Here is a 19884-nt window from a genome sequence, read left to right on the forward strand (position 1 = left end):
GTGCGTCTCAAGGTTGATCCGGTTCACTTCAGCAGCTCGGCGAGCGCCGCACGATAATCCGCATACGCGCGTTCTTCATCGCGATGCCGGCCGTTTTCGACGACTTTCGCGCCGCCCGCGTAGACATCGCGAATCGGCGTTTCGCCATGCTCGCAGAATACGACACCGGAGAGCCATGCATCGTTCGCGTGTTCGGCGATGCTCGAATGATTCGCGTCGAGCACGACGAAATCGGCGCGTGCGCCCGTGCGCAATGCGCCGACAGAACGGCCCGTCGCCAGCGCGCCGCCTTCCAGCGACGCCGAGAACAGACGATCCGCCACGCGCGGCATATCTGCCGAGGCAAGCACGTTGCGCTGCCGTCGCGTCAAACGTTGACCGTATTCGAGCAGCCGCAGTTCCGCGCGCCAGTCGACGCCGATATGGCTGTCGCTGCCGACGCCGATGCGGCCCTTCTGCTCCAGATAATCATGCGCCGGGAAAATGCCGTCGCCGAGATTGGCTTCCGTCGTCAGACACAGGCCCGCGATCGCCCCGCTCTTCGCGAGCGCTGCCGTTTCAGCGGCATCGACATGCGTCGCATGCACGAGACACCAGCGTTGATTGACATCGAAACGATCGAGCAGCCATTGCACGGGCCGCGCGCCTTCCGTTTCGATGCACGCGTCCACTTCCGCCGTCTGCTCGGCGATATGGATATGCACGGGCGCGCCCGGCGACATCGAATCGAGTCCGTCGAGCAGCGCACGCAATGAATCGTTCGAGACTGCGCGCAGCGAATGCGGCGCCACGCCATAACGCAAGCCGCCATGCTCCGGACGCGCAGTGCGCAGCGTATCGAGCAGGCCAAGCAGGCTGTCGGGCGTGTTGATGAAGCGGCGCTGGTCGTCGCGCGGCGGCTGCGCGCCGAAGCCCGCGTACTGATACAGCACAGGCAGCATCGTGATGCCGATGCCGCTCGCGCCCGCCGCATCGACCACGCGTTGCGCGAGTTCCGCATCGTTCGCGTAGCGCTGGCCGTCCTGCATGTGATGCACGTAATGGAACTCGCAGACGGATGTGTAGCCCGCCTTCAGCATTTCGATGTACAGCCACTGCGCGATCGACGCGAGCCCTTCCGGCGTGATGCGCGCAGCGAAGCGGTACATCAGGTCGCGCCAGCTCCAGAAGTTATCGGTGGCCGCCGTGCCAAATGAAGCGCGGTATTCGGTGAGGCCCGCCATCGCGCGTTGAAACGCATGCGAGTGCAGATTAGGCATGCCCGGCAACACAGGGCCGCTGGCCTTCGCGACACCCGCGGGTGCTTGCATATCGGGCGTCACGGAGACGAGCGCGCCCTGCGCGTCCCATTGCAGCAGTACATTGCGCCGCCAGCCTTCGGGCAGATACGCGTGATCGGCGAAAAGCGATTGAGTGGCTTGTGTCATGTTCGATTCCGTTCGCGTTGCGTTCATTAAGCGCGACGCGTGTAGACGGTTTCACCGCCGCGCACGACGCGCTCGCACAACGGCCGTCCGATCCAGTAAGCGAGTTCCGCGAGCGACTGCACCGACCATACGGCAAAATCCGCCGCGCGACCGGCAGCAAGCGTGCCATGCGTGTCCGCCTTGCCAAGCGCCTGCGCCGCGTGGCGCGTCACGCCTTGCAGCACTTCGGGCACGGTCATGCGGAACAGCGTGCTCGCCATGTTCATCATCAGCGGCAACGACGTGGAAGGCGAGGTGCCCGGATTGCTGTCCGTCGAAATCGCAATCGGCACTTCGTAGCGCCGCAGCAGTTCGATTGGCGGCAATTGCGTTTCGCGGATGAAATAGAACGCGCCAGGCAGCAACACGGCAACCGTGCCCGCTTCCTTCATCGCGGCAATGCCTGCCTCGTCGAGAAACTCAAGATGATCCGCCGACAACGCGCGATGCCGCGCGGCCAACGCCGTGCCGCCGCCATTCGACAGCTGCTCGGCGTGCATCTTGACGGGCAAGTTGCGGCGCGCAGCCGCGTTGAACACGCGCTCGCTCTGCTCGAGCGAAAAACCGATGCGCTCGCAGAACACATCGACGGCATCGACGAGGCCTTCGTCGGCGAGCGCGGGCAGCATGCGCTCGCATACTTCGTCGATGTAATCGTCGGCGCGGCCCGCGAATTCGGGCGGCAACGCGTGCGCGCCAAGGAACGTCGTGTAGACGGTCACCGGATAGCGTTCGCCGAGTTGCCGCGCGACGCGCAGCATCTTGCGTTCGCTTTCCAGATCGAGGCCGTAGCCGGATTTGATTTCGATCGCGGTGACGCCTTCGGCGAGCATCGCTTCGAGCCGCGCGGCCGATTGCGCAAACAGCGACGCTTCATCGGCGGCACGCGTGGCGCGTACCGTCGACACAATGCCGCCGCCCTGCTTCGCGATCTCCTCGTAGCTCACGCCGGCGAGCCGTTGCGCGAATTCATCCGCACGCTGGCCGCCGTACACGAGATGCGTATGGCAATCGACGAGACCCGGCGTCACCCACGCGCCGCCGAGGTCTTCGCGCGGCCACGCGGCGTATTGAGCAGGCAAATCGCGCGCCGCGCCGAGCCACGCGATGCGGCCGTTCTCGACGGCGATCGCAGCATCATCGATCGTTTGGTTGGGATCGCCCTGCGGGCAGAGCTTCAGATGGTTCCAGACGGTTTGCTTCATGGCAGGGCTGTCTGTGATGTGGGCAAGCGCTCAGGCTTGGGGTGTGTCTGAATAGCGGATGCTGATGGCGAGCAACGCGCCCTTTCCTTTGACTTCGCATGGCAGCGCGCGTGCGTTGTCGATGCGCAGCGTGTCATTCGTCGTGAGCGTCGTGGTGTCAGGCGTGGTGTCAGCCATGTTGCCGGTCGTGACCTGCACTTCGCCTTGCGCGCAAAACAGCAATACGACGTCGGCATCGAGTTGCGTGCGCGTGTCGTCGCGCAGAATCGCGACGTCGCCGGTTGCTGCGCCACGCCGCACCATCAGGTTGAAATCTCGCGTCGCGCCATCGACAAGACTCGCTTCGATCGCCGTTTCGCCAGCGAAGCGCGCGATGTCGAGCGACTCGCGCAGCGCGTGCACGACAGGCTGCGCGCCGCTCACTTCGTCGAGCACCATACCCGCGCCCGACAGCAGCACGAGCGTCCGGTCGATTCCCGCGAATCGCGAGAACGGACCGGGCTGCGCAACATCGGCGACGCTCACGCGCCACACGAAGGTGTCGAGCGCCGCGCCCTCAGGGAACGCGGCGACTTCGCGCGTGACGCCGCCGCCGTTCTTCCACGGCGACGCCACGAGATCCGCAGCGCGGATGACCGTCATGGTCATCACGCCTAGCGGCCCAGCATCGGCAGCTTGAGACCGGCTTCGCGCGCCGTTTCCTGCGCGAGTTCGTAGCCGGCATCCGCGTGACGCATCACGCCCGTGGCGGGATCGTTGAACAGCACGCGGCCGAGGCGTTCATGCGCGGCGTCCGAGCCATCGGCGACGATCACGACACCCGAGTGCTGCGAGAAGCCCATGCCGACGCCGCCGCCGTGATGCAGCGACACCCACGACGCGCCGCCTGCCGTGTTCAGCAGTGCGTTGAGCAGCGGCCAGTCGCTGACGGCGTCCGAACCGTCCTTCATCGATTCCGTTTCGCGGTTCGGGCTCGCAACCGAACCCGTGTCGAGGTGATCGCGGCCGATCACGATCGGCGCCTTCAGTTCGCCGTTCTTGACCATCTCGTTGAACGCCTGGCCCAGACGATAGCGATCCTTCACGCCAACCCAGCAAATACGCGCCGGCAAGCCCTGGAACGCGATACGCTCACGCGCCATGTCGAGCCAGTTGTGCAGATGCGGATCGTCGGGGATCAGTTCCTTGACCTTCTGGTCCGTCTTGTAGATATCTTCCGGATCGCCCGACAGCGCGACCCAGCGGAACGGGCCCTTGCCTTCGCAGAACAGCGGCCGGATGTACGCGGGCACGAAGCCAGGGAAATCGAACGCGTTCTCTACGCCCATTTCCAGCGCCATCTGGCGGATGTTGTTGCCGTAGTCGAGCGTCGCGGCGCCGCGTTCCTGCAGCGTGAGCATCGCCTGAACCTGTTTGGCCATCGATTGTTTGGCCGGCGTCACGATGCTTTGCGGGTCCGTCTTCATGCGCTCGCGCCAGTCTTCGATCTTCCAGCCTTGCGGCAGATAGCCGTGAATCGGATCGTGCGCGCTCGTCTGGTCGGTCACGCAGTCCGGCGTGATGTTGCGCTTGACGAGTTCGGCGAACACATCGGCGGCATTGCCGAGCAGGCCGATCGAAACCGGATTGCCCGTCTTCTTCGCTTCTTCGATCATCGCCAGCGCTTCGTCGAGCGTCGTCGCCTTCTTGTCGACGTAACGCGTCTTCAGACGGAAGTCGATACGCGTCTCGTCGCATTCGACGGCGATCATCGAGAAACCAGCCATCGTCGCGGCCAGCGGCTGCGCGCCGCCCATGCCGCCGAGGCCGCCCGTCAGGATCCAGCGGCCGTTCGGGTCGCCGTTGAAATGCTGGTTCGCCACCGAGAAGAACGTCTCATACGTGCCCTGCACGATGCCCTGGCTGCCGATATAGATCCAGCTGCCCGCCGTCATCTGGCCGTACATCATCAGGCCCTTGCGGTCGAGTTCGTGGAAGTGATCCCAGTTCGCCCAGTGCGGCACGAGGTTCGAGTTCGCGAGCAGCACGCGCGGCGCGTCGGCATGCGTGCGGAACACGCCGACAGGCTTGCCCGATTGAATCAGCAGCGTTTCGTTTTCTTCGAGATCCTTCAGCGACGACAGAATCTGGTCGAAGCAATCCCAGTTACGCGCCGCGCGGCCGATACCGCCATACACGACGAGCGCATGCGGATGCTCGGCGACTTCCGGGTCCAGATTGTTCTGGATCATCCGGTACGCGGCTTCCGCGATCCAGGTCTTGCAGGTTTTCTCGCTGCCACGCGGTGCGCGGATCGTGCGGGTCGGGTCCAGACGCGGGTCGATGTGTTTCGGGTTGTTCATGTTGCCCTCGAAAAGCGCAGATAACTCGGTAACGGAGTCGAAGATTGAACGGAAAGCCAGGGTTTAAAAGTGGCCGGTGAACCGGTAGCGGTTGCCGGGATGCCAAAGATTGGCCACCGAAGCGACCACACCCTGCGACCACGTGCGCCTGTGCAGCACGAGACAAGGTTCGGCGTCGTCCATCGTCAGATGCCGGCGGGTGTCGGCATCGGGCGCGGATGCTTCGATGCGGTACTCGACGCGCTGTAGCGGCGCGACGCGCACGAGATACTGGTTAGGCGTGGTGTTCGTGAAGTCCTGCAACGCGTACTCAGGCGCGACAGCGGGATTCACCCAGCGCTCTTCGAGCTGAACGGGTTCGTCGTTCTCGAAGTGCAGCACGCGCGAATGAAAGATCGGGCTGCCCGCGCTCACCTGCATTTCGGCGGCGAGTTCTTCATCGGCGATGGCCGCGCCCACATTCAGCACGTTCGCGTGATAGCGATGGCCGCGCGCGACGATTTCGTCGGAGATGCTGCGGATCGCCACCAGCGTCGATTCGTACTTCGGCCGCGCGACGAACGTGCCCGAGCCCTGAACGCGCGTGAGCACCTGTTCGGAAGTCAGTTCGCGCAACGCGCGGTTGACCGTCATGCGCGCGACGTTGAATTCGCGTGCAAGCTCGTTTTCCGATGGAACCTGATGACCTTCGCTCCATTCGCCCGCGTGAATGCGGGCGAGGATGAAGTCCTTGATTCCCTGGTAGGCCGGTGCGTTCATGCCGGGCGTCTCGTTGTGCGGTGAATGTGCGGTGGATTAACGTTGCTCGGAGATGAACGAGAACGGGCTGTGAGACGCGATCGTGCCGTCCTGCACGAGCTTCGTGCACGCGGCGATGTCCGGCGCAAAGTAGTGATCGAGTTCATAGTGCGCGACGTGTGCACGCACCGTGTCCATCACCTTCTGCAGCGCCGGGCTGGTCTTGTGCGGCGCGCGCAGATCGACGCCTTGCGCAGCGGCGAGCAGTTCGATCGACAGGATATTGGCCGTGTTGTCGGCGATGTCGGCGAGCTTGCGCGCAGCGAACGTGGCCATCGACACATGGTCTTCCTGGTTCGCCGACGTCGGCAGCGAATCGACGGAAGCCGGGTGAGCCAGCGTCTTGTTCTCCGATGCGAGTGCGGCAGCCGTCACGTGCGCAATCATGAAGCCCGAGTTCACACCGCCATCCTTGACGAGGAACGGCGGCAGACCCGACAGCGTTGCGTCGATCAGCAGCGCAATGCGGCGCTCGGCCAATGCGCCGATTTCCGATGCAGCAAGCGCGAGATTGTCGGCGGCGAATGCGACAGGCTCCGCGTGAAAGTTGCCGCCCGACAGCACTTCGCCCGTGTCCGGGAAAATCAGCGGGTTATCCGACACGGCGTTCGCTTCGACGAGCAGCACTTGCGCGGCAGCGCGCATCTGGTCGAGACAGGCGCCCATCACCTGCGGCTGGCAGCGCAGGCTGTACGGGTCCTGCACCTTGTCGCAATCGGCGTGCGACACGTTAATTGCCGAGCCGTCGAGCAGCGTGCGATACGACGCAGCGGCATCGATCTGGCCTTGATGGCCGCGCAGCGCGTGAATGCGGTGATCGAACGGCTTGACGGAACCCATCGCCGCGTCCACCGACAGCGCGCCCGCCACGAGGCCGACGCGATACAGATCTTCGATCGCGAACATGTTGTACAGCGCGAGTGCCGTCGATGCCTGCGTGCCGTTGAGCAGCGCGAGACCTTCCTTCGCTTGCAGCGTGAGCGGCTTGAGGCCGACGAGACGCAGACCTTCCGTTGCCGGGACGCGCTCGCCCTTCGCGAACACTTCGCCGACGCCGAGCAGCACGGCCGACATATGCGCGAGCGGCGCGAGGTCGCCCGATGCGCCGACCGAACCCTTCACGGGGATCACCGGCAGCACGTCAGCGTTGAACAGCTTGATGAGCGCTTCCATCACTTCGCGGCGGATGCCCGAGTGGCCACGGCCGAGGCTCGACAGCTTGAGCGCCATCAGGAGACGCACGACGGGCTGCGACATCGGCTCGCCCACGCCGACGGCGTGCGAGAGCACCAGATTGCGTTGCAGCAGCTCGAGCTGGTCATGCGGAATGTGCGTGCTGGCGAGACGGCCGAAACCCGTGTTGATGCCGTACGCCGGCTCGCCCTTCGCGGCGATGTCCGCGACGGCTTGAGAACAGGCGTCGATGGCGGCGAAGCTCGCGGGATCGAGTTCCAGGGTGACCTGTTCGCGCGCGATCTGGCGCAGTTGCGGGAGAGTCAGGGAGCCGGGCGTAAGGATCATGATGTGAGTTCCTGTCTATACAAATTTTGAGAAAGTGTAGCGGCGCCAGCTTGTATATACAACTCAAATTTCGAGAATCTGGGTAAGGGCTTTCCATTAGTCGCAGGCCTTTGGCTGGCATGGTTCTGGCAGTTTGGGCCGACCGGCCGTCGTGACTGCATCAGGCGGTCAGATCGGAGAAGCCGCACAACTTGTATATACACGTCCAAATTCCGGATTGGCAAGCGGACAAAAACCGGCCGAGCCCTTGCCGTGGCCGCCCTCGCGCCCCCAGCCGCGCCGATTCTTGATTCCAGATCAAGATTGATTTGAAACTGACGCTCTTTTTGCAAGACTCGCTCGCCTCCATACTGAAGTCATCCCAGCTTTCTCTCGAAGGAGAACCTCTTGAATATCTTCATTACTGGTGCGAGCGGCTTTATCGGCGGATCGATTGCGGCGGGTCTCGTGCGCGCGGGGCACCGCGTGACGGGGCTGATCCGCAATCCGGACCATGCGGCCGAGCTGAAGCGCCTGGGCATCGAGCCCGTCGTCGGCACGCTCGACGACCGCGATCTGCTGATCGCGCAGGCCAAAGCCGCCGATGCCGTCATCAATGCGGCGAGCAGCGACCATCGCAGCGCGGTGGAAGCGTTGATCGAAGGACTCGAAGGCTCGAACAAGCCGTTTCTGCATACGAGCGGTTCGAGCATCGTCGGCGACGCGTCGGGCGGCGAGCGCGGCGACGCACGGATCTACACGGAAGACGCACTGCCCGAGCCGACGCCCGACAAGGCGCCGCGCGTCGCGATCGACAATCTCGTGCTCGACGCGGCAAAGCGCGGCGTCCGTTCGTCGGTGCTGTGCAACACGCTGATTTACGGGCATGGCGCGGTGAAAGGCAGCGCGAGCGTGCAGCTGCCGCGCCTTGTGCGCCAGGCGCAAAAGAGCGGCATCGTGCGGCACGTGGGCAGCGGCGGCAACATCTGGTCGAACGTGTTCATCGACGACGTGGTCGAGCTGTATCGCCTTGCGCTCGACAAGAGCCCTGCCGGCACCTTCTATTTCGTCGAAAGTGGCGAAGCGTCGTTCAGGGAAATGACCGATGCGATCGCGGAAGCGCTGCATCTCGGCCCGGCGCAGGACTGGCCGCTCGATGAGGCGATCAAGGAATGGGGTTACGAAATGGCCTCGTACGGCCTCGGCTCGAACAGCCGTGTGCGCGGCACTCGCGCGCGCAAGCTGCTTGGCTGGGAGCCGAAGCATACGTCGGTGATCGAATGGATCGAGAACGACATGATGAAGGACGCGTGAAACGCGTTCAGCAAGCACATATAAAAGTACGCGCTTGAGCGCAGGCGTGAAGCGTTGGCCAGCGCACACGTTGTAAGCCAGACTGTTGCTTATCCGTAAGCTCGCGCCGCTAGAATCGGCGATGTTCGGTGAGGTTGTCGATGACCTCGATCTATCGGCACGAGCCCGGATCATTCAATGCTGCTTGCACTTAACTTCGACTGGCTAACCAATCTGCTCGCGATTCTTTTTGTGGTCGCGTGTTTGTATGACTCGCGGTATGACGAGTACGGCACTTTGACGCTCGCGTCGGGTGCGATGGGTCTTGTTGTGATGGGGATTCAGGTGTTTTTGCGGCCTGCGTTTGAGATGTCGCTTTGAGGTTTTGGTTTTGGTTTTGGTTTTGGTGTTTGTCTGTCTTTGCGACGCATTGATCGGTTTACTTGTGGTGTCGCTGGCATCCGCGTTAGCACCTTCGCGGCGCATGCGTTGCCCCTGTGCGGGGCGGCACTTACTTTCTTTGCCGCCGCAAAGAAAGTAAGCAAAGAAAGCGGGCTAACACCGCCAATTCTTGACCACCGCCTGAGGGCCCCCAACAGTTCCTCCACTTCAAACGGCGTTCTGCCATTCGATGCCCGTTGCCCGCGCTTCGAACCGGCGCCTCACCCATCCCAATCACCCGTAGCACAGCCAGCGACAGCGAATGGCTAATGCCGCCCAGGTGGCAAACTGTGTGTCGATCGTAGTGCTTCACACCCTGGCGCTCCTACGACACCGATCGTGTTTTTCAGTCCGGAGTGAAAGGCATAAGCCGCGAAAACCTACACACAGTTTGCCGCTATGGAACGTGGGAGATGCGATCGCGCCAGTGGCAACGCGAGAGTGTGAAGCGGGTGATGAGCCAATTCGAAGCGTTGGCAGCGGGTATCGAGAAGAGCGACGCCGCATGAAGGAGAGGACCCGTTGGGGGCCCTCAGGCAGGAACAAGAACTAGCGGTGTTCAGCGGCTTTCTTTTGCCTACTTTTCTTTGCCGCGGCAAAGAAAAGTAGGTGCCGCCCCGCACAGGGGCAACGCATGAAGAACCGATAACAAAACGCGGATGCCAGCACGGACCGAAGCAAATCAAGCCAACACCCCGTGCATCGCAAGACGAAAAAAATCAGATCGCCCAACCACCAAGATAAAACACAGCGAGAACAACCGCGATAGCGACAGTCCCAACATTCAGCTTGCGCCATTCGCCACTAACCACACGACCAATCACCAGCGTGCAGAACCCCAGCATGATCCCGGTGACGATATTAGCGGTCAGCACAATAAACACAGCGCAGACGAGCCCGGACATCGAGTCGACCATATCGTCCATATGCAGCTTGCTAACGCTGGAGAGCATCAACAGTCCCACATACATCAACGCAGGCGCAGTCGCATAAGAAGGCACAAGCGCTGCCAGCGGCGAGAAGAACATCACAACAAGGAACAGCAACCCAACCACAGCAGCAGCCAGCCCGGTCTTCGCACCGGCAGCAACGCCAACCGTCGATTCGATATAAGCAGCAGCCGGCGCACCGCCCATAAAACCCGAGAAAATCGAGCTAAGCGAATCGGCCGTCAACGCGCGACCACCATTGATGATGCGGCCATTCTCGTCGAGCTGACCGGCCTGCCCAGCAACAGCGCGAATCGTACCCGTCGCATCGAACACCGCCGTCATCACGAGCGCCAAAACGCTAGGCAACACGGCAAGCGACAACGCACCCTTGATATCCATCGCGCCAATCAGCGAAGCGTGACCCGGCGCACTCAGCGACGGCAACGCAAACACGCCATGAAACGCGACAGCAGGATCGAGCAGCAACGCCAGCGCCGAAATCGCGACGATCACGATCAGGATCGAACCCGGCACGCGGCGGCGCACGAGACCGAAGATCGCAGCCAGCCCAGCCACCGACATCAGCACGGGAAGCGACGTGATATGCCCGAGCGAAACAGGCAAGCCCGGTCCCGGATTCTTCACGACGAGGCCTACATCGTTGGCAGCGATCAGCAGCAGGAAGAGACCAATACCGATCCCCGTGCCGTGCGCCACACCCGCAGGCAGATTGCGCAGAATCCATGACCGCACGCCCGTCACCGAAATCGCGGTGAACACGAGGCCCATCAGGAATACCGCGCCAAGCGCAACATTCGGCTGCAAGCCCTTGCCAAGCACGAGACCGAACGCGGTGAACGCCGTCAGTGAAATCGCGCAGCCTATCGCAATCGGCAGACGTGCCCAGATGCCCATCAGCAGCGAGCCGAAGGCCGTCGTCAGACACACCGCGACGAATACCGCACTGGTGTCGAAGCCCGCCTTGCCGAACATGCCCGGCACGACGAACACGGAATAGACCATCGCCAGAAAGGTCGTGATGCCCGCAATGATTTCCTGCCGCCCGGTGCTGCCGCGCGCAGTGATGTCGAAGAATCGGTCGATGAACGCCGCCGGCCGGTCGCGAGTCTCGTCGAACGTCTCGCTCCCGGCTTCCGCGATGCTCTGGGCCTGGGGTTCCATCATGATGAGTGCCTCCTTTATCAGCATGCTGAAACGGCTGCCTCACCGGGCTCGCCGTCATCAGGTTCGTCTCGTTGATTTGAGTAGTGGATGTATTGCGCTTTCCGCATGGCGCACAGGTGCGCATCGTCCTCGTTACGGCGGGTAATCCGTCGTCGGACGATCGACTGACATCGCGCGCTGTGTTCACCAGCCCACGACACACCTCACGCCGTTCTTTTTATGCTGAAGCGAAGGTTAGGCGAATCCCAATATATCTCCCATCGCAATAAAAACATGCCGTGCATGTCGCAATGCTTATATCGTTTGACACACGGCAATGCGGGCCACCGACCCGGGTGTTAACACCTACGCGCGCAGCACGCATAACAGACGCGTAAAGCCCTGCTGAAAGGGCTTTGAAGCCTGCGGCCCGCTCCGTTCAACGCAGACAAAACGGGGGCCATTCGACGTCACGGGTTAAAATCCCGGCAAACCATGCCTTTAACGCATTGCCGGCGAGGCTCTCGATGCCTGCATGAATCGCTGGATCGTCGTTTGCGACAGCACCTGCATCGGCCCGCCGCCCTGGCCACGGAGTCCCTCTTGATGAATGGCGGTTTCCTACGTCCAGTCTTCCGTCTTTTACTGTTGGCCGTTTTTGCGGCCCTTGCTGCCATGATGTCGGGCTGCAGCCTGTTCGGACCGACCGAGCAGCCGCCTGCGCCCATCACGGAAGCCACGGTGACGCCGCTGGTCGTCCCCGCCCTCGAGCCCTCCACCGAGCCGGAGCCTGCCGAGGCGCCTGAACCCAAGGAACCGAAGAAGCCGAAAGCGCCCGTCGTCAAGCCGCACAAGCCGGAGCCGCCGCCGCCCGTCGCCGCGCCCGCGCCGCCGCCTCCGCCGCCTGCTCCTGCGCCGATCATCGTGACGCGCACGCTCGATCGCAGCACGATGCACGGCCTGCTCGACAGCGAAGTGCAGAAGCTCGACGGCAAGGTGATCGGCCGCGCCGTCGACATGACGGCTGACGCGAGCGGCACGCCGCGTCAGATGATCGTCAACCTGCAGGGCTTTCTCGGTATCGGCGATCGCAAGGTCGGTTTTCCGTGGACGGCATTCCGCTTCACGCCGAGCGCGAAAACCGCGCCCATCACGATGACCACGCCGCCGAACCAGCTGGCCGCGGCCAACCGGCCCAAGCCATCGGCTTCGCTCGCGACGCCGCTGGCGGGCGTGACGGCTGCGCCCGCGGTGCCGCCCGGCCAGCTTGAGCTGCTCGACGCCGATGTCGAGCGTCCGAACGGCGGCAAGGTCGGCCGCGTGATCGACGTGCTGATCGATGCGAACGCGCAGCCGCAGGCCGTCGTGCTCGACGTGAGCGGCATCATCAGTCCGGATCGCCGTTCGATCGCGGCGAACTGGTCGGCGCTGCGCTTCGTCACGAAGGACAAGACACTGCGCCCGCTGATGGATCTCAACGACGCGCAGATCAAGGCGTCGCCGAGTTACGAAACGGACAAGCCGATCCGCGCGGTCTCCCCTGCACCGCCCCCTGCCCCAGCGTCCGCGTCTGCTGCGACGACTGGCCCTTCATCGTCCGCTGTGGCGGCATCAACCGCACGCACTACACGATGACGAGCCGTCTTATGGTCAACGCACGCAGTCTCCGCGCCCTCGACTGGCTCAACTTCTTCGTCGCCAACGTGCAGACGGGATTCGGGCCGTTCATTGCTTCCTACCTCGCGTCGCACAAGTGGACGCAGGGCGAGATCGGTCTCGCGCTCTCCGTCGGCACGATCAGCGCGATGGTGAGCCAGGTGCCGGGCGGCGCCGCTGTCGATGCGTTACGCAACAAGAAAGGCGCTGCCGCCTGGGCGATCATCGCGATCATTCTGAGTGCCGTGCTGCTCGCGGCGAGCCCGACGGTGCTGCCCGTGATGGCCGCCGAAGTCTTCCACGGCTTCGCGAGCTGCATGCTGGTGCCGGCGATGGCGGCGATCTCGTTCGCGCTGGTCGGCCGCGCAGATCTCGGCGACCGGCTGGGGCGCAATGCACGCTGGGCGTCGATTGGCAGCGCCGTTGCGGCGGGGCTGATGGGTCTCTTTGGCGAGTATTTTTCGGCACGCGCGGTGTTCTGGCTGACGGCGGTGCTCGCGGCGCCTGCGCTGATCGCGTTGTCGATGATCACGATGCCCGAGCATCCGCCAATGCCTGCGCATTCGCCTGCGAAGAAACGCGACGACGAGGAGAAGGAATCGATCTTCGAGTTGCTGCGCGACAAGCGCATGTTGATTTTCGCGGCGTGTGTGGTGCTGTTCCACTTGTCCAATGCGGCGATGCTCAACCTTGCTGCGGGTGAAGTGACGGCGGGCATGGGCGACAACGTGCAGCTCGTGATTGCCGCGTGCATCATCGTGCCGCAGGCGATTGTGGCGATGTTGTCGCCGTGGGTTGGGCGGACTGCCCAGCGATGGGGACGGCGGCCTGTGCTGTTGATCGGGTTTTCTGCTTTGCCCGTGCGGGCTTTGCTCTTTGCTGGCGTTAGCAGCCCTTATCTGCTCGTGCCGGTGCAGATGCTCGATGGGATCAGCGCTGCTGTGTTCGGTGTGATGCTGCCGTTGATTGCCGCCGATGTTGCTGGCGGTAAGGGGCGCTATAACCTCACTATCGGCCTGTTTGGGCTCGCGGCCGGGATCGGGGCTACGCTCTCTACTGCTGTCGCTGGCTTTATTGCGGATCGGTTTGGGAATGCTGTGAGCTTTTTTGGGCTTGCAGCGGCGGGGGCTCTCGCAGTGTTGCTTGTTTGGGCTGCTATGCCTGAGACTCGCGATGCTGAAGGTGGTAAGCAGGAGGAGCCTGCACCCGCTTCGTCGTCTTCTACTTCTGAAGCGGGGTGAGTGAGGTTGGTTTTGTCTGGGACGCTTGGTCGGTGTTTTTGGCTTCATCGCTGGCATCCGCGATTTGCCTTGCCTGCTTCACGCGTCGCCCCTGTGCGGGGCGGCACTTACTTTCTTTGCCGCCGCAAAGAAAGTAAGCAAAGAAAGCGGGCTAACACCGCCCGTACTTGACCACCGCCTGAGGGCCCCCAACGGGTCCTCCACTTCAAACGGCAATCTGCCATTCATTGCCCGTTGCCAGCGCCTTGAACAGGCGCCTCACCCACTTCAATCACCCGAAACACAGCCAGCGGCTGCGAATGGTTAATGCCGCCCAGGTGGCAAACTGTGTGTCGGTCGTAGTGCTTCACCCGGCAGCGCTCCTACGACACCGATCGTGTTTTTCAGTCCGGAGTGAAAGGCATAAGCCGCGAAAACCTACACACAGTTTGCCGCTATGGAACGTGGGAGATGCGATCGCGCCAGTGGCAACGCGAGAGTGTGAAGCGGGTGATGAGCCAATTCGAAGCATTGGCAACGGGCATCGAGAACAGCGATGCCGCGAACAGGACGGGGCCGCTGGGGGCCCGTGGGCAACAACAAAGAACTGGCGGTGTTCAGCGGCTTTCTTTTGCCTACTTTTCTTTGCCGCGGCAAAGAAAAGTAGGTGCCGCCCCGCACAGGGGCGACGCTTGAAGCAGGCAAAACAAATCGCGGATGCCAGCAAAAGCGACAACAAGACCAAACCAAACCAGCGTCGCAGACAAACAAAAACCCACTAATCGATTGGCCTCCCAGCAGTCTCACGAACAAACGGCAGAGCCAACAAAGAAACCACCCCACACCCAATCAGATACCACGCCGGCGCGAGCGTATTCCCTGACAACTGAATCAGCCACGTAGCAAAAAACTGCGCGAATCCACCAAAAATCGACACCCCGAGACAATAAACAATCGACATCCCGGTAGCGCGTATTTCACGCGGAAACATCTCCGGCAACATGACGATATTAGGCACCGCAGTGAACGCAACAAGCACACCCAGCACAGCAACAACAGCAAGCAGAACAGGCACAGTAGGCACGGCATTGATAACCATAAAAGCCGGATACACAGCCGCAATCAACAACACCCGCGAAACCCACAGCACGCGCTTGCGCCCATACCGATCAGACAGAGAACCCGCAAACGGCGAACAGATAACCGTCACAAACGCAGCCGTCCACGACGCCCACAACGCGAGCGACATCGGCAGATGCAAAATCTTGATCGCGTAAGTGGACAGATAAAACAACACGATATAGTTCGCAGCAGTTCCGCCAATCGTCGTCACGACCCCCGCCGTAATCGCACCCATATGCGTGCCAAATATCTCACGCACCGGCTTCGCAACGGTTGAAGCCTCAAGCACCGGCACGTCCGACGAAGCTGCCGGCATCGGCAAGGTTTCATCCAGATGCCGCCGGATGTACACACCAATCGGACCCATCGCCATACCGATCACGAACGGCACGCGCCAGCCCCAACTCTCCAGCGCATGCGTCGACAGCATCGCCGCGAGCGCGACGCCGAGCAGCGAGCCGACCACCGTGTTCAAGCCCTGACTCACGAACTGCCAGCTGCCGTAAAAGCCACGCGTGCGGTCGCTGCCGTACTCCATCAGCAACGACGTCGATGCGCCGATCTCGCCGCCCAGCGCAAAGCCCTGAATCAGCCGAGCAAGAATCACGAGCACAGGCGCGGCGAGCCCGATCGCCGCATACGTCGGCGCAAACGCGATGATCGCCGAGCCGAGCGTCATCAGCCACAACGTGAGGCTCATCGCCGCCTTGCGGCCCGCGCGGTCCGCATACGCGCCGAGCACCACGCCGCCCACGGGCCGCATGATGAAACCGACGCCGAAGGTGCCGACGGCCAGCATCAACTGCGCAAGCTGACCTTCAACGGGAAAGTACAGCTTGCCGATGATCGTCGCGAAGAAGCTGTAAATCGTGAAGTCGAAGAACTCGAGGCCGTTGCCGAGCGTGATCGCGGCGATCGCTTTTGCGTGGCTCACGCGCTGCGGTTGCGTATCGTTCGTCGCGGCGTTGTCGTTCGGCGTGGAAGCCGGTGCGGCTGTCGTCGTCATGTCCGTCTCCCGAACGGGTCAGGCCAGAAACGCCTGCGCGAGTCGCACCCAGTAGGCGGCGCCCGTCGCGAGGCAATCGTCGTTGAAGTCGTAGCCAGGGTTGTGCACCATGCAGCCGCCCTCGCCGTCCCCGTTACCGATGATCAGATACGAGCCCGCGCATTGCTCCAGCATGAACGCAAAGTCTTCGCTGCCCGTCAGCGGCTGCATTTTCCCGATCAGGCCTTCGTCGCCAACCCAGTCGCGCGCAACCTGCGTCGCGAACGCCGTCATCTCCACATCGTTGACGAGCACGGGATAGCGGCGCTGATAATCGACCTCGGCACGCGCGCCATACACCGACGCCTGCCCATGCACGACTTCCAGAATGCGCGTCTCCAGATAGTTGCGCACCTCAGGGTTCAAGGCGCGCACGGAAAGGCGCATCTCGGCCGTTTCGGGAATCACGTTGGGTGCGTCGCCCGCGTGAATCGCGCCGACGGTGATGATCGCCATGTCGAGCGGCGCGACGTTGCGCGACACGATGGTCTGCAACGCCAGCACCATCTGCGCGCATACGACGACGGGATCGACAGCCTTGTGCGGCACGGCGCCGTGGCCGCCGCGTCCCGTCACCTTGATGATGACGGTATCCGACGACGCCATGAACGAGCCGGGCAGAAAGCCGAACTTGCCCGTCGGGAAACCCGGCATGTTGTGCATCGCGAACACGGCGTCGCACGGGAAGCGCTCGAAAAGGCCGTCTTCGATCATTTTCTTCGCGCCCGCGAGCCCCTCTTCCGCGGGCTGGAAAATCAGGTTCAGCGTCCCGTCGAACGAACGTTCCTGTGCGAGATGCTTCGCAGCCGCCAGCAGCATCGCTGTGTGGCCGTCGTGGCCGCATGCGTGCATCTTGCCGGGCAGCTTGCTCGCGTACGGCAGGCCCGTCTTCTCGTGAATCGGCAGCGCGTCCATGTCGGCGCGCAGGCCCAGCTTGCGTGAGCCGCTGCCTACTTTCAGTTGCCCGACAACACCCGTTTGACCCAGCCCGCGCGTCACCGTGTAGCCCCACTCGGCGAGCTTTTCGGCGACCAGATCGCCGGTGACGTGCTCTTCGTACGCAAGCTCGGGGTGCGCATGGATGCGGTGCCGCAACGCAATCATTTCTGCTTCGAGATCGGCGATGCCGGCGGGGATGACCATGGTGTTCACGCTGCTGTCTCCATCGAATGTCCGTGAACCCAGCATAGCCAACCGTTTTTTTGACGGGCAGACGGGAAACGGTTACGGTGGCAACCAGTAGTTGCCACCCACGATGCCACCCTTCATCCGTCTGACATGAAACTGCATCAACTCAGCACGCTCGCCGCCATCGCCGAGACGGGCAGCATTCGCGCCGCCGCGCGGCAACTGGGCCTGTCGCCCGCCGCCGTCACCAAGTCCGTGCGCGAACTGGAGGCGGATCTGCGCGCGCCGCTCGTGATTCGCGGCACCTCGGGCGTGGCGTTCACCGAATACGGTCGGGCGCTCGTCGTCCATGCGCGGCTCGTGCTCGGTCAACTCGCGCGCGCCGAGGCGGAACTCGAAGCGATGCGCGGCGCGGCGGCGGGAAAACTCTCGGTGGGCGTGACGCCGTGGCTCGCGCTGACGTTCCTGCCGGAAACGGTCAACCGCTTCAAGCAGCGCATGCCCGATGTGCAACTGGAATTCTTCGAAGGCTTATTGGCTGTCGTGCAGCCGCGCTTGCGCGACGGCAGTCTCGACTTTTCGATTGGGCGGCCCCCGCCTGCGTCGCCGCAATCGGAGTTTCACAACGTGCCGCTCTTTTCGACGCACTCGGCCGTCGTCGCGCGGCGCGATCATCCGCTTGCGGGATGCCGCTCGCTGCACGAACTGCAGGATGCCGAATGGGTGTTGAACTGGGACCCGGCGAGCCGTGAGTCGATGGCGGACAACCTGTTCCGCAAGCGTGGCATGAGAGTGCCGCACACGATCCATCTCGCGCATTCGTTCGCAATCGTGCTGGGCCTGCTTCAGCAGACCGATTTGCTCAGCATCTTTCCGTGGCCGCTCGTCGAGGTGAACATCGCGAAGGCGAATCTGCGCGCGCTGCCGCTGGGTGAAGTGGTCGACGAGACGATCGTCAGCATTACGTCGCGGCGCGGGGTGCCCGTGAGTCCGGCGGGCGCGTGCTTTATCGAATGCCTGCGTGAAGTGATCGATGAAGGCGCGCGGTCGCAGGATGCGGACCGCCGCCGTCTGTTTCATTCGATCGAACTGCTTTTTTAGGGCTTTATTTACCGCTTATTTTCCGCTTATTTCCCGTACCCGACGACGCCCTTGATCTCCAGGAAGTCCTCGAGACCGAACTCGCCGTACTCGCGCCCGTTACCCGACTGACGATAACCACCGAACGGCGCTTCGGGCGAATACTCCGCGTAGTTCAGATAGATCGTGCCCGTGCGCAGCCGTTTGGCGACGGCGCGCGCGCGTTCGAGCGAGGCCGACTGCACATAGCCTGCGAGACCGTAGATGCTGTCGTTGGCCATCGCGACGGCTTCGTCTTCCGTGTCGTAGCCGAGAATCGACAGCACGGGTCCGAAGATTTCTTCGCGCGCGACGGTCATGTCGTGCTTCACGTGACCGAACACCGTCGGGCGCACGTAGTAGCCTTCGCCCAGACCTTCGGGCTTGCCCGGTCCACCTGCTGCGAGCACGGCGCCTTCGCGCACGCCGGCTTCGATCATCGACTGGATCTTGTCGTACTGCTGCTGGCTGATGACAGGACCGAGATTCGTCGACGGCGCATCGGCCGGACCGACGACGAGCGCATCGGCGACTTCCTTCGCATAGCTCAATGCTTCGTCCATGCGTGCGCGCGGCACGAACATCCGTGTAGGCGCGTCGCATGACTGGCCGCTGTTGTCGAAGCATGCGCGTGCGCCGCGCGTGACGGCATCGCGCAGATCGGCGTCTTCGAGAATCAGGTTGGCGGACTTGCCGCCCAGTTCCTGATGCACGCGCTTGACGGTATCCGCCGATGCTTTTGCGACCTGCACGCCTGCGCGCGTCGAGCCCGTGAACGACATCATGTCGATGTCCTTGTGACGCGACATGGCCTCGCCGACCACCTGCCCTTCGCCGTTGACGAGGTTGAACACGCCGGCGGGCACGCCTGCTTCATGCAGGATTTCCGCGTACAGCATCGCGCTCATCGGCGCGAGTTCGGACGGCTTGAGCACCATCGTGCAACCTGCTGCGAGCGCGGGCGCGACCTTGGTGGTGATCTGCAGTGCGGGCCAGTTCCATGGCGTGATGAGACCGCACACGCCGACGGCTTCCTTGCGGATCAGCATGCTGCCTTTCATGTGTTCGAACTCGAACGCCTGCAGCGTGCGGATCATGGTTTCCAGATGCGCGGTGCCGGTCCATGCCTGTGCGTCGTTCGCGAACTGCTTCGGGGCGCCCATTTCGCGGCTGATCGCGTCGACCATATCGTCGTAGCGCTTGTTGTAGACCTCGAGAATCGATTGCAGCAGATCGATGCGCTGCTGCACCGTTGTTTCCGAGTACGAGACGAATGCTGCTTTGGCTGCGGCGACGGCGCGGTCTACATCGGCTGCGCTGCCGAGCGAGATTTGCGCGAAGGGCTTTGCGGTGGACGGATCGATGACATCGAGTGTTGTCGGCTCGATCGGGTCGATCCATTTGCCGTCGATGTAGAACTGTGTGGCGTTTTGCATGAAGGGTTCCTCTAACT

At 62.7% G+C, this 19884-nt stretch carries 14 protein-coding genes and 1 pseudogene; 5 read left to right on the forward strand and 10 right to left on the reverse strand.

Annotated elements, in window-relative coordinates:
• Positions 1 to 23: 23 nt before the first annotated feature.
• The 6 genes from G3O01_RS19740 to hutH all read right to left on the reverse strand — a co-directional run bounded on the left by G3O01_RS19740 (position 24) and on the right by hutH (position 7332).
• Complete coding sequence (locus G3O01_RS19740) at positions 24 to 1427, reverse strand: formimidoylglutamate deiminase (protein ID WP_205806805.1); 1404 nt, start codon at positions 1425 to 1427, stop codon at positions 24 to 26.
• A 26-nt stretch (positions 1428 to 1453) separates the two neighbouring features.
• On the reverse strand, positions 1454 to 2671 hold the full coding sequence (hutI, locus tag G3O01_RS19745) for an imidazolonepropionase (protein ID WP_205806806.1): 1218 nt from the start codon (positions 2669 to 2671) through the stop codon (positions 1454 to 1456).
• A 30-nt stretch (positions 2672 to 2701) separates the two neighbouring features.
• On the reverse strand, positions 2702 to 3313 hold the full coding sequence (locus tag G3O01_RS19750) for a HutD family protein (protein ID WP_205806807.1): 612 nt from the start codon (positions 3311 to 3313) through the stop codon (positions 2702 to 2704).
• 11 nt (positions 3314 to 3324) lie between these two features.
• Positions 3325 to 5013 (reverse strand): urocanate hydratase, encoded by a 1689-nt coding sequence (hutU, locus tag G3O01_RS19755; RefSeq protein ID WP_205806808.1) that lies wholly within the window; start codon positions 5011 to 5013, stop codon positions 3325 to 3327.
• 63 nt (positions 5014 to 5076) lie between these two features.
• A complete protein-coding gene (hutC, locus tag G3O01_RS19760; RefSeq protein ID WP_205806809.1) occupies positions 5077 to 5772 on the reverse strand; it encodes a histidine utilization repressor in 696 nt (231 codons plus the stop codon).
• Between the two features lie 36 nt (positions 5773 to 5808).
• Entirely contained in the window at positions 5809 to 7332 is a 1524-nt protein-coding gene (hutH, locus tag G3O01_RS19765; RefSeq protein WP_205806810.1) for a histidine ammonia-lyase, read from the reverse strand.
• A 387-nt stretch (positions 7333 to 7719) separates the two neighbouring features.
• Here hutH and G3O01_RS19770 point away from each other — a divergent pair, with 387 nt between their 5' ends.
• Positions 7720 to 8625, forward strand: a complete 906-nt coding sequence (locus G3O01_RS19770) for an NAD-dependent epimerase/dehydratase family protein (RefSeq protein WP_205806811.1) — start codon at positions 7720 to 7722, stop codon at positions 8623 to 8625.
• Between the two features lie 177 nt (positions 8626 to 8802).
• Complete coding sequence (locus tag G3O01_RS19775; RefSeq protein WP_205806812.1) at positions 8803 to 8985, forward strand: hypothetical protein; 183 nt, start codon at positions 8803 to 8805, stop codon at positions 8983 to 8985.
• Between the two features lie 779 nt (positions 8986 to 9764).
• On the opposite strand, the pseudogene G3O01_RS19780 reads toward G3O01_RS19775, so the two are convergent.
• A pseudogene (locus tag G3O01_RS19780) lies at positions 9765 to 11081 on the reverse strand (NCS2 family permease); the annotation flags it as partial.
• Positions 11082 to 11747: 666 nt separating this feature from the next.
• On the opposite strand from G3O01_RS19780, the gene G3O01_RS19785 reads away from it, so the two are divergent.
• Together G3O01_RS19785 and G3O01_RS19790 are read left to right on the forward strand one after the other, a co-directional pair.
• Positions 11748 to 12776 carry a PRC-barrel domain containing protein gene (locus tag G3O01_RS19785; RefSeq protein ID WP_205806814.1) on the forward strand — a complete coding sequence of 343 codons (1029 nt, stop codon included), beginning with the start codon at positions 11748 to 11750 and terminating at the stop codon, positions 12774 to 12776.
• Positions 12773 to 14038 (forward strand): MFS transporter, encoded by a 1266-nt coding sequence (locus G3O01_RS19790; protein WP_205806815.1) that lies wholly within the window; start codon positions 12773 to 12775, stop codon positions 14036 to 14038. Before G3O01_RS19785 ends, G3O01_RS19790 begins: the two co-directional genes overlap by 4 nt.
• Before the next feature lie 757 nt (positions 14039 to 14795).
• On the opposite strand, the gene G3O01_RS19795 is transcribed toward G3O01_RS19790, so the two are convergent.
• Both G3O01_RS19795 and G3O01_RS19800 read right to left on the reverse strand, forming a co-directional pair.
• Positions 14796 to 16145 carry an MFS transporter gene (locus tag G3O01_RS19795; protein WP_205806816.1) on the reverse strand — a complete coding sequence of 450 codons (1350 nt, stop codon included), beginning with the start codon at positions 16143 to 16145 and terminating at the stop codon, positions 14796 to 14798.
• Positions 16146 to 16163: 18 nt separating this feature from the next.
• On the reverse strand, positions 16164 to 17336 hold the full coding sequence (locus G3O01_RS19800) for a M20 aminoacylase family protein (protein ID WP_205806817.1): 1173 nt from the start codon (positions 17334 to 17336) through the stop codon (positions 16164 to 16166).
• Between the two features lie 126 nt (positions 17337 to 17462).
• Between G3O01_RS19800 and G3O01_RS19805 the strand changes: the two genes are divergently transcribed.
• Positions 17463 to 18413, forward strand: a complete 951-nt coding sequence (locus G3O01_RS19805; protein WP_205806818.1) for a LysR substrate-binding domain-containing protein — start codon at positions 17463 to 17465, stop codon at positions 18411 to 18413.
• 26 nt (positions 18414 to 18439) lie between these two features.
• On the opposite strand, the gene G3O01_RS19810 is transcribed toward G3O01_RS19805, so the two are convergent.
• On the reverse strand, positions 18440 to 19867 hold the full coding sequence (locus G3O01_RS19810; protein ID WP_205806819.1) for an aldehyde dehydrogenase family protein: 1428 nt from the start codon (positions 19865 to 19867) through the stop codon (positions 18440 to 18442).
• Positions 19868 to 19884: the final 17 nt, after the last annotated feature.

Source organism: Burkholderia sp. Ac-20365, assembly GCF_017104715.1.
Classification (GTDB): domain Bacteria; phylum Pseudomonadota; class Gammaproteobacteria; order Burkholderiales; family Burkholderiaceae; genus Paraburkholderia.

Bases quoted from the DNA above. Each gene is read 5' to 3' on its own strand.
- G3O01_RS19740 (WP_205806805.1), bottom strand. From the start codon at position 1,427: ATGACACAAGCCACTCAATCGCTTTTCGCCGATCACGCGTATCTGCCC.
- G3O01_RS19790 (WP_205806815.1), top strand. From the start codon at position 12,773: ATGACGAGCCGTCTTATGGTCAACGCACGCAGTCTCCGCGCCCTCGAC.
- hutU (WP_205806808.1), bottom strand. From the start codon at position 5,013: ATGAACAACCCGAAACACATCGACCCGCGTCTGGACCCGACCCGCACG.
- hutH (WP_205806810.1), bottom strand. From the start codon at position 7,332: ATGATCCTTACGCCCGGCTCCCTGACTCTCCCGCAACTGCGCCAGATC.
- hutC (WP_205806809.1), bottom strand. From the start codon at position 5,772: ATGAACGCACCGGCCTACCAGGGAATCAAGGACTTCATCCTCGCCCGC.
- G3O01_RS19810 (WP_205806819.1), bottom strand. From the start codon at position 19,867: ATGCAAAACGCCACACAGTTCTACATCGACGGCAAATGGATCGACCCG.
- G3O01_RS19785 (WP_205806814.1), top strand. From the start codon at position 11,748: ATGAATGGCGGTTTCCTACGTCCAGTCTTCCGTCTTTTACTGTTGGCC.
- G3O01_RS19795 (WP_205806816.1), bottom strand. From the start codon at position 16,145: ATGACGACGACAGCCGCACCGGCTTCCACGCCGAACGACAACGCCGCG.
- hutI (WP_205806806.1), bottom strand. From the start codon at position 2,671: ATGAAGCAAACCGTCTGGAACCATCTGAAGCTCTGCCCGCAGGGCGAT.
- G3O01_RS19805 (WP_205806818.1), top strand. From the start codon at position 17,463: ATGAAACTGCATCAACTCAGCACGCTCGCCGCCATCGCCGAGACGGGC.
- G3O01_RS19775 (WP_205806812.1), top strand. From the start codon at position 8,803: ATGCTGCTTGCACTTAACTTCGACTGGCTAACCAATCTGCTCGCGATT.
- G3O01_RS19750 (WP_205806807.1), bottom strand. From the start codon at position 3,313: ATGACGGTCATCCGCGCTGCGGATCTCGTGGCGTCGCCGTGGAAGAAC.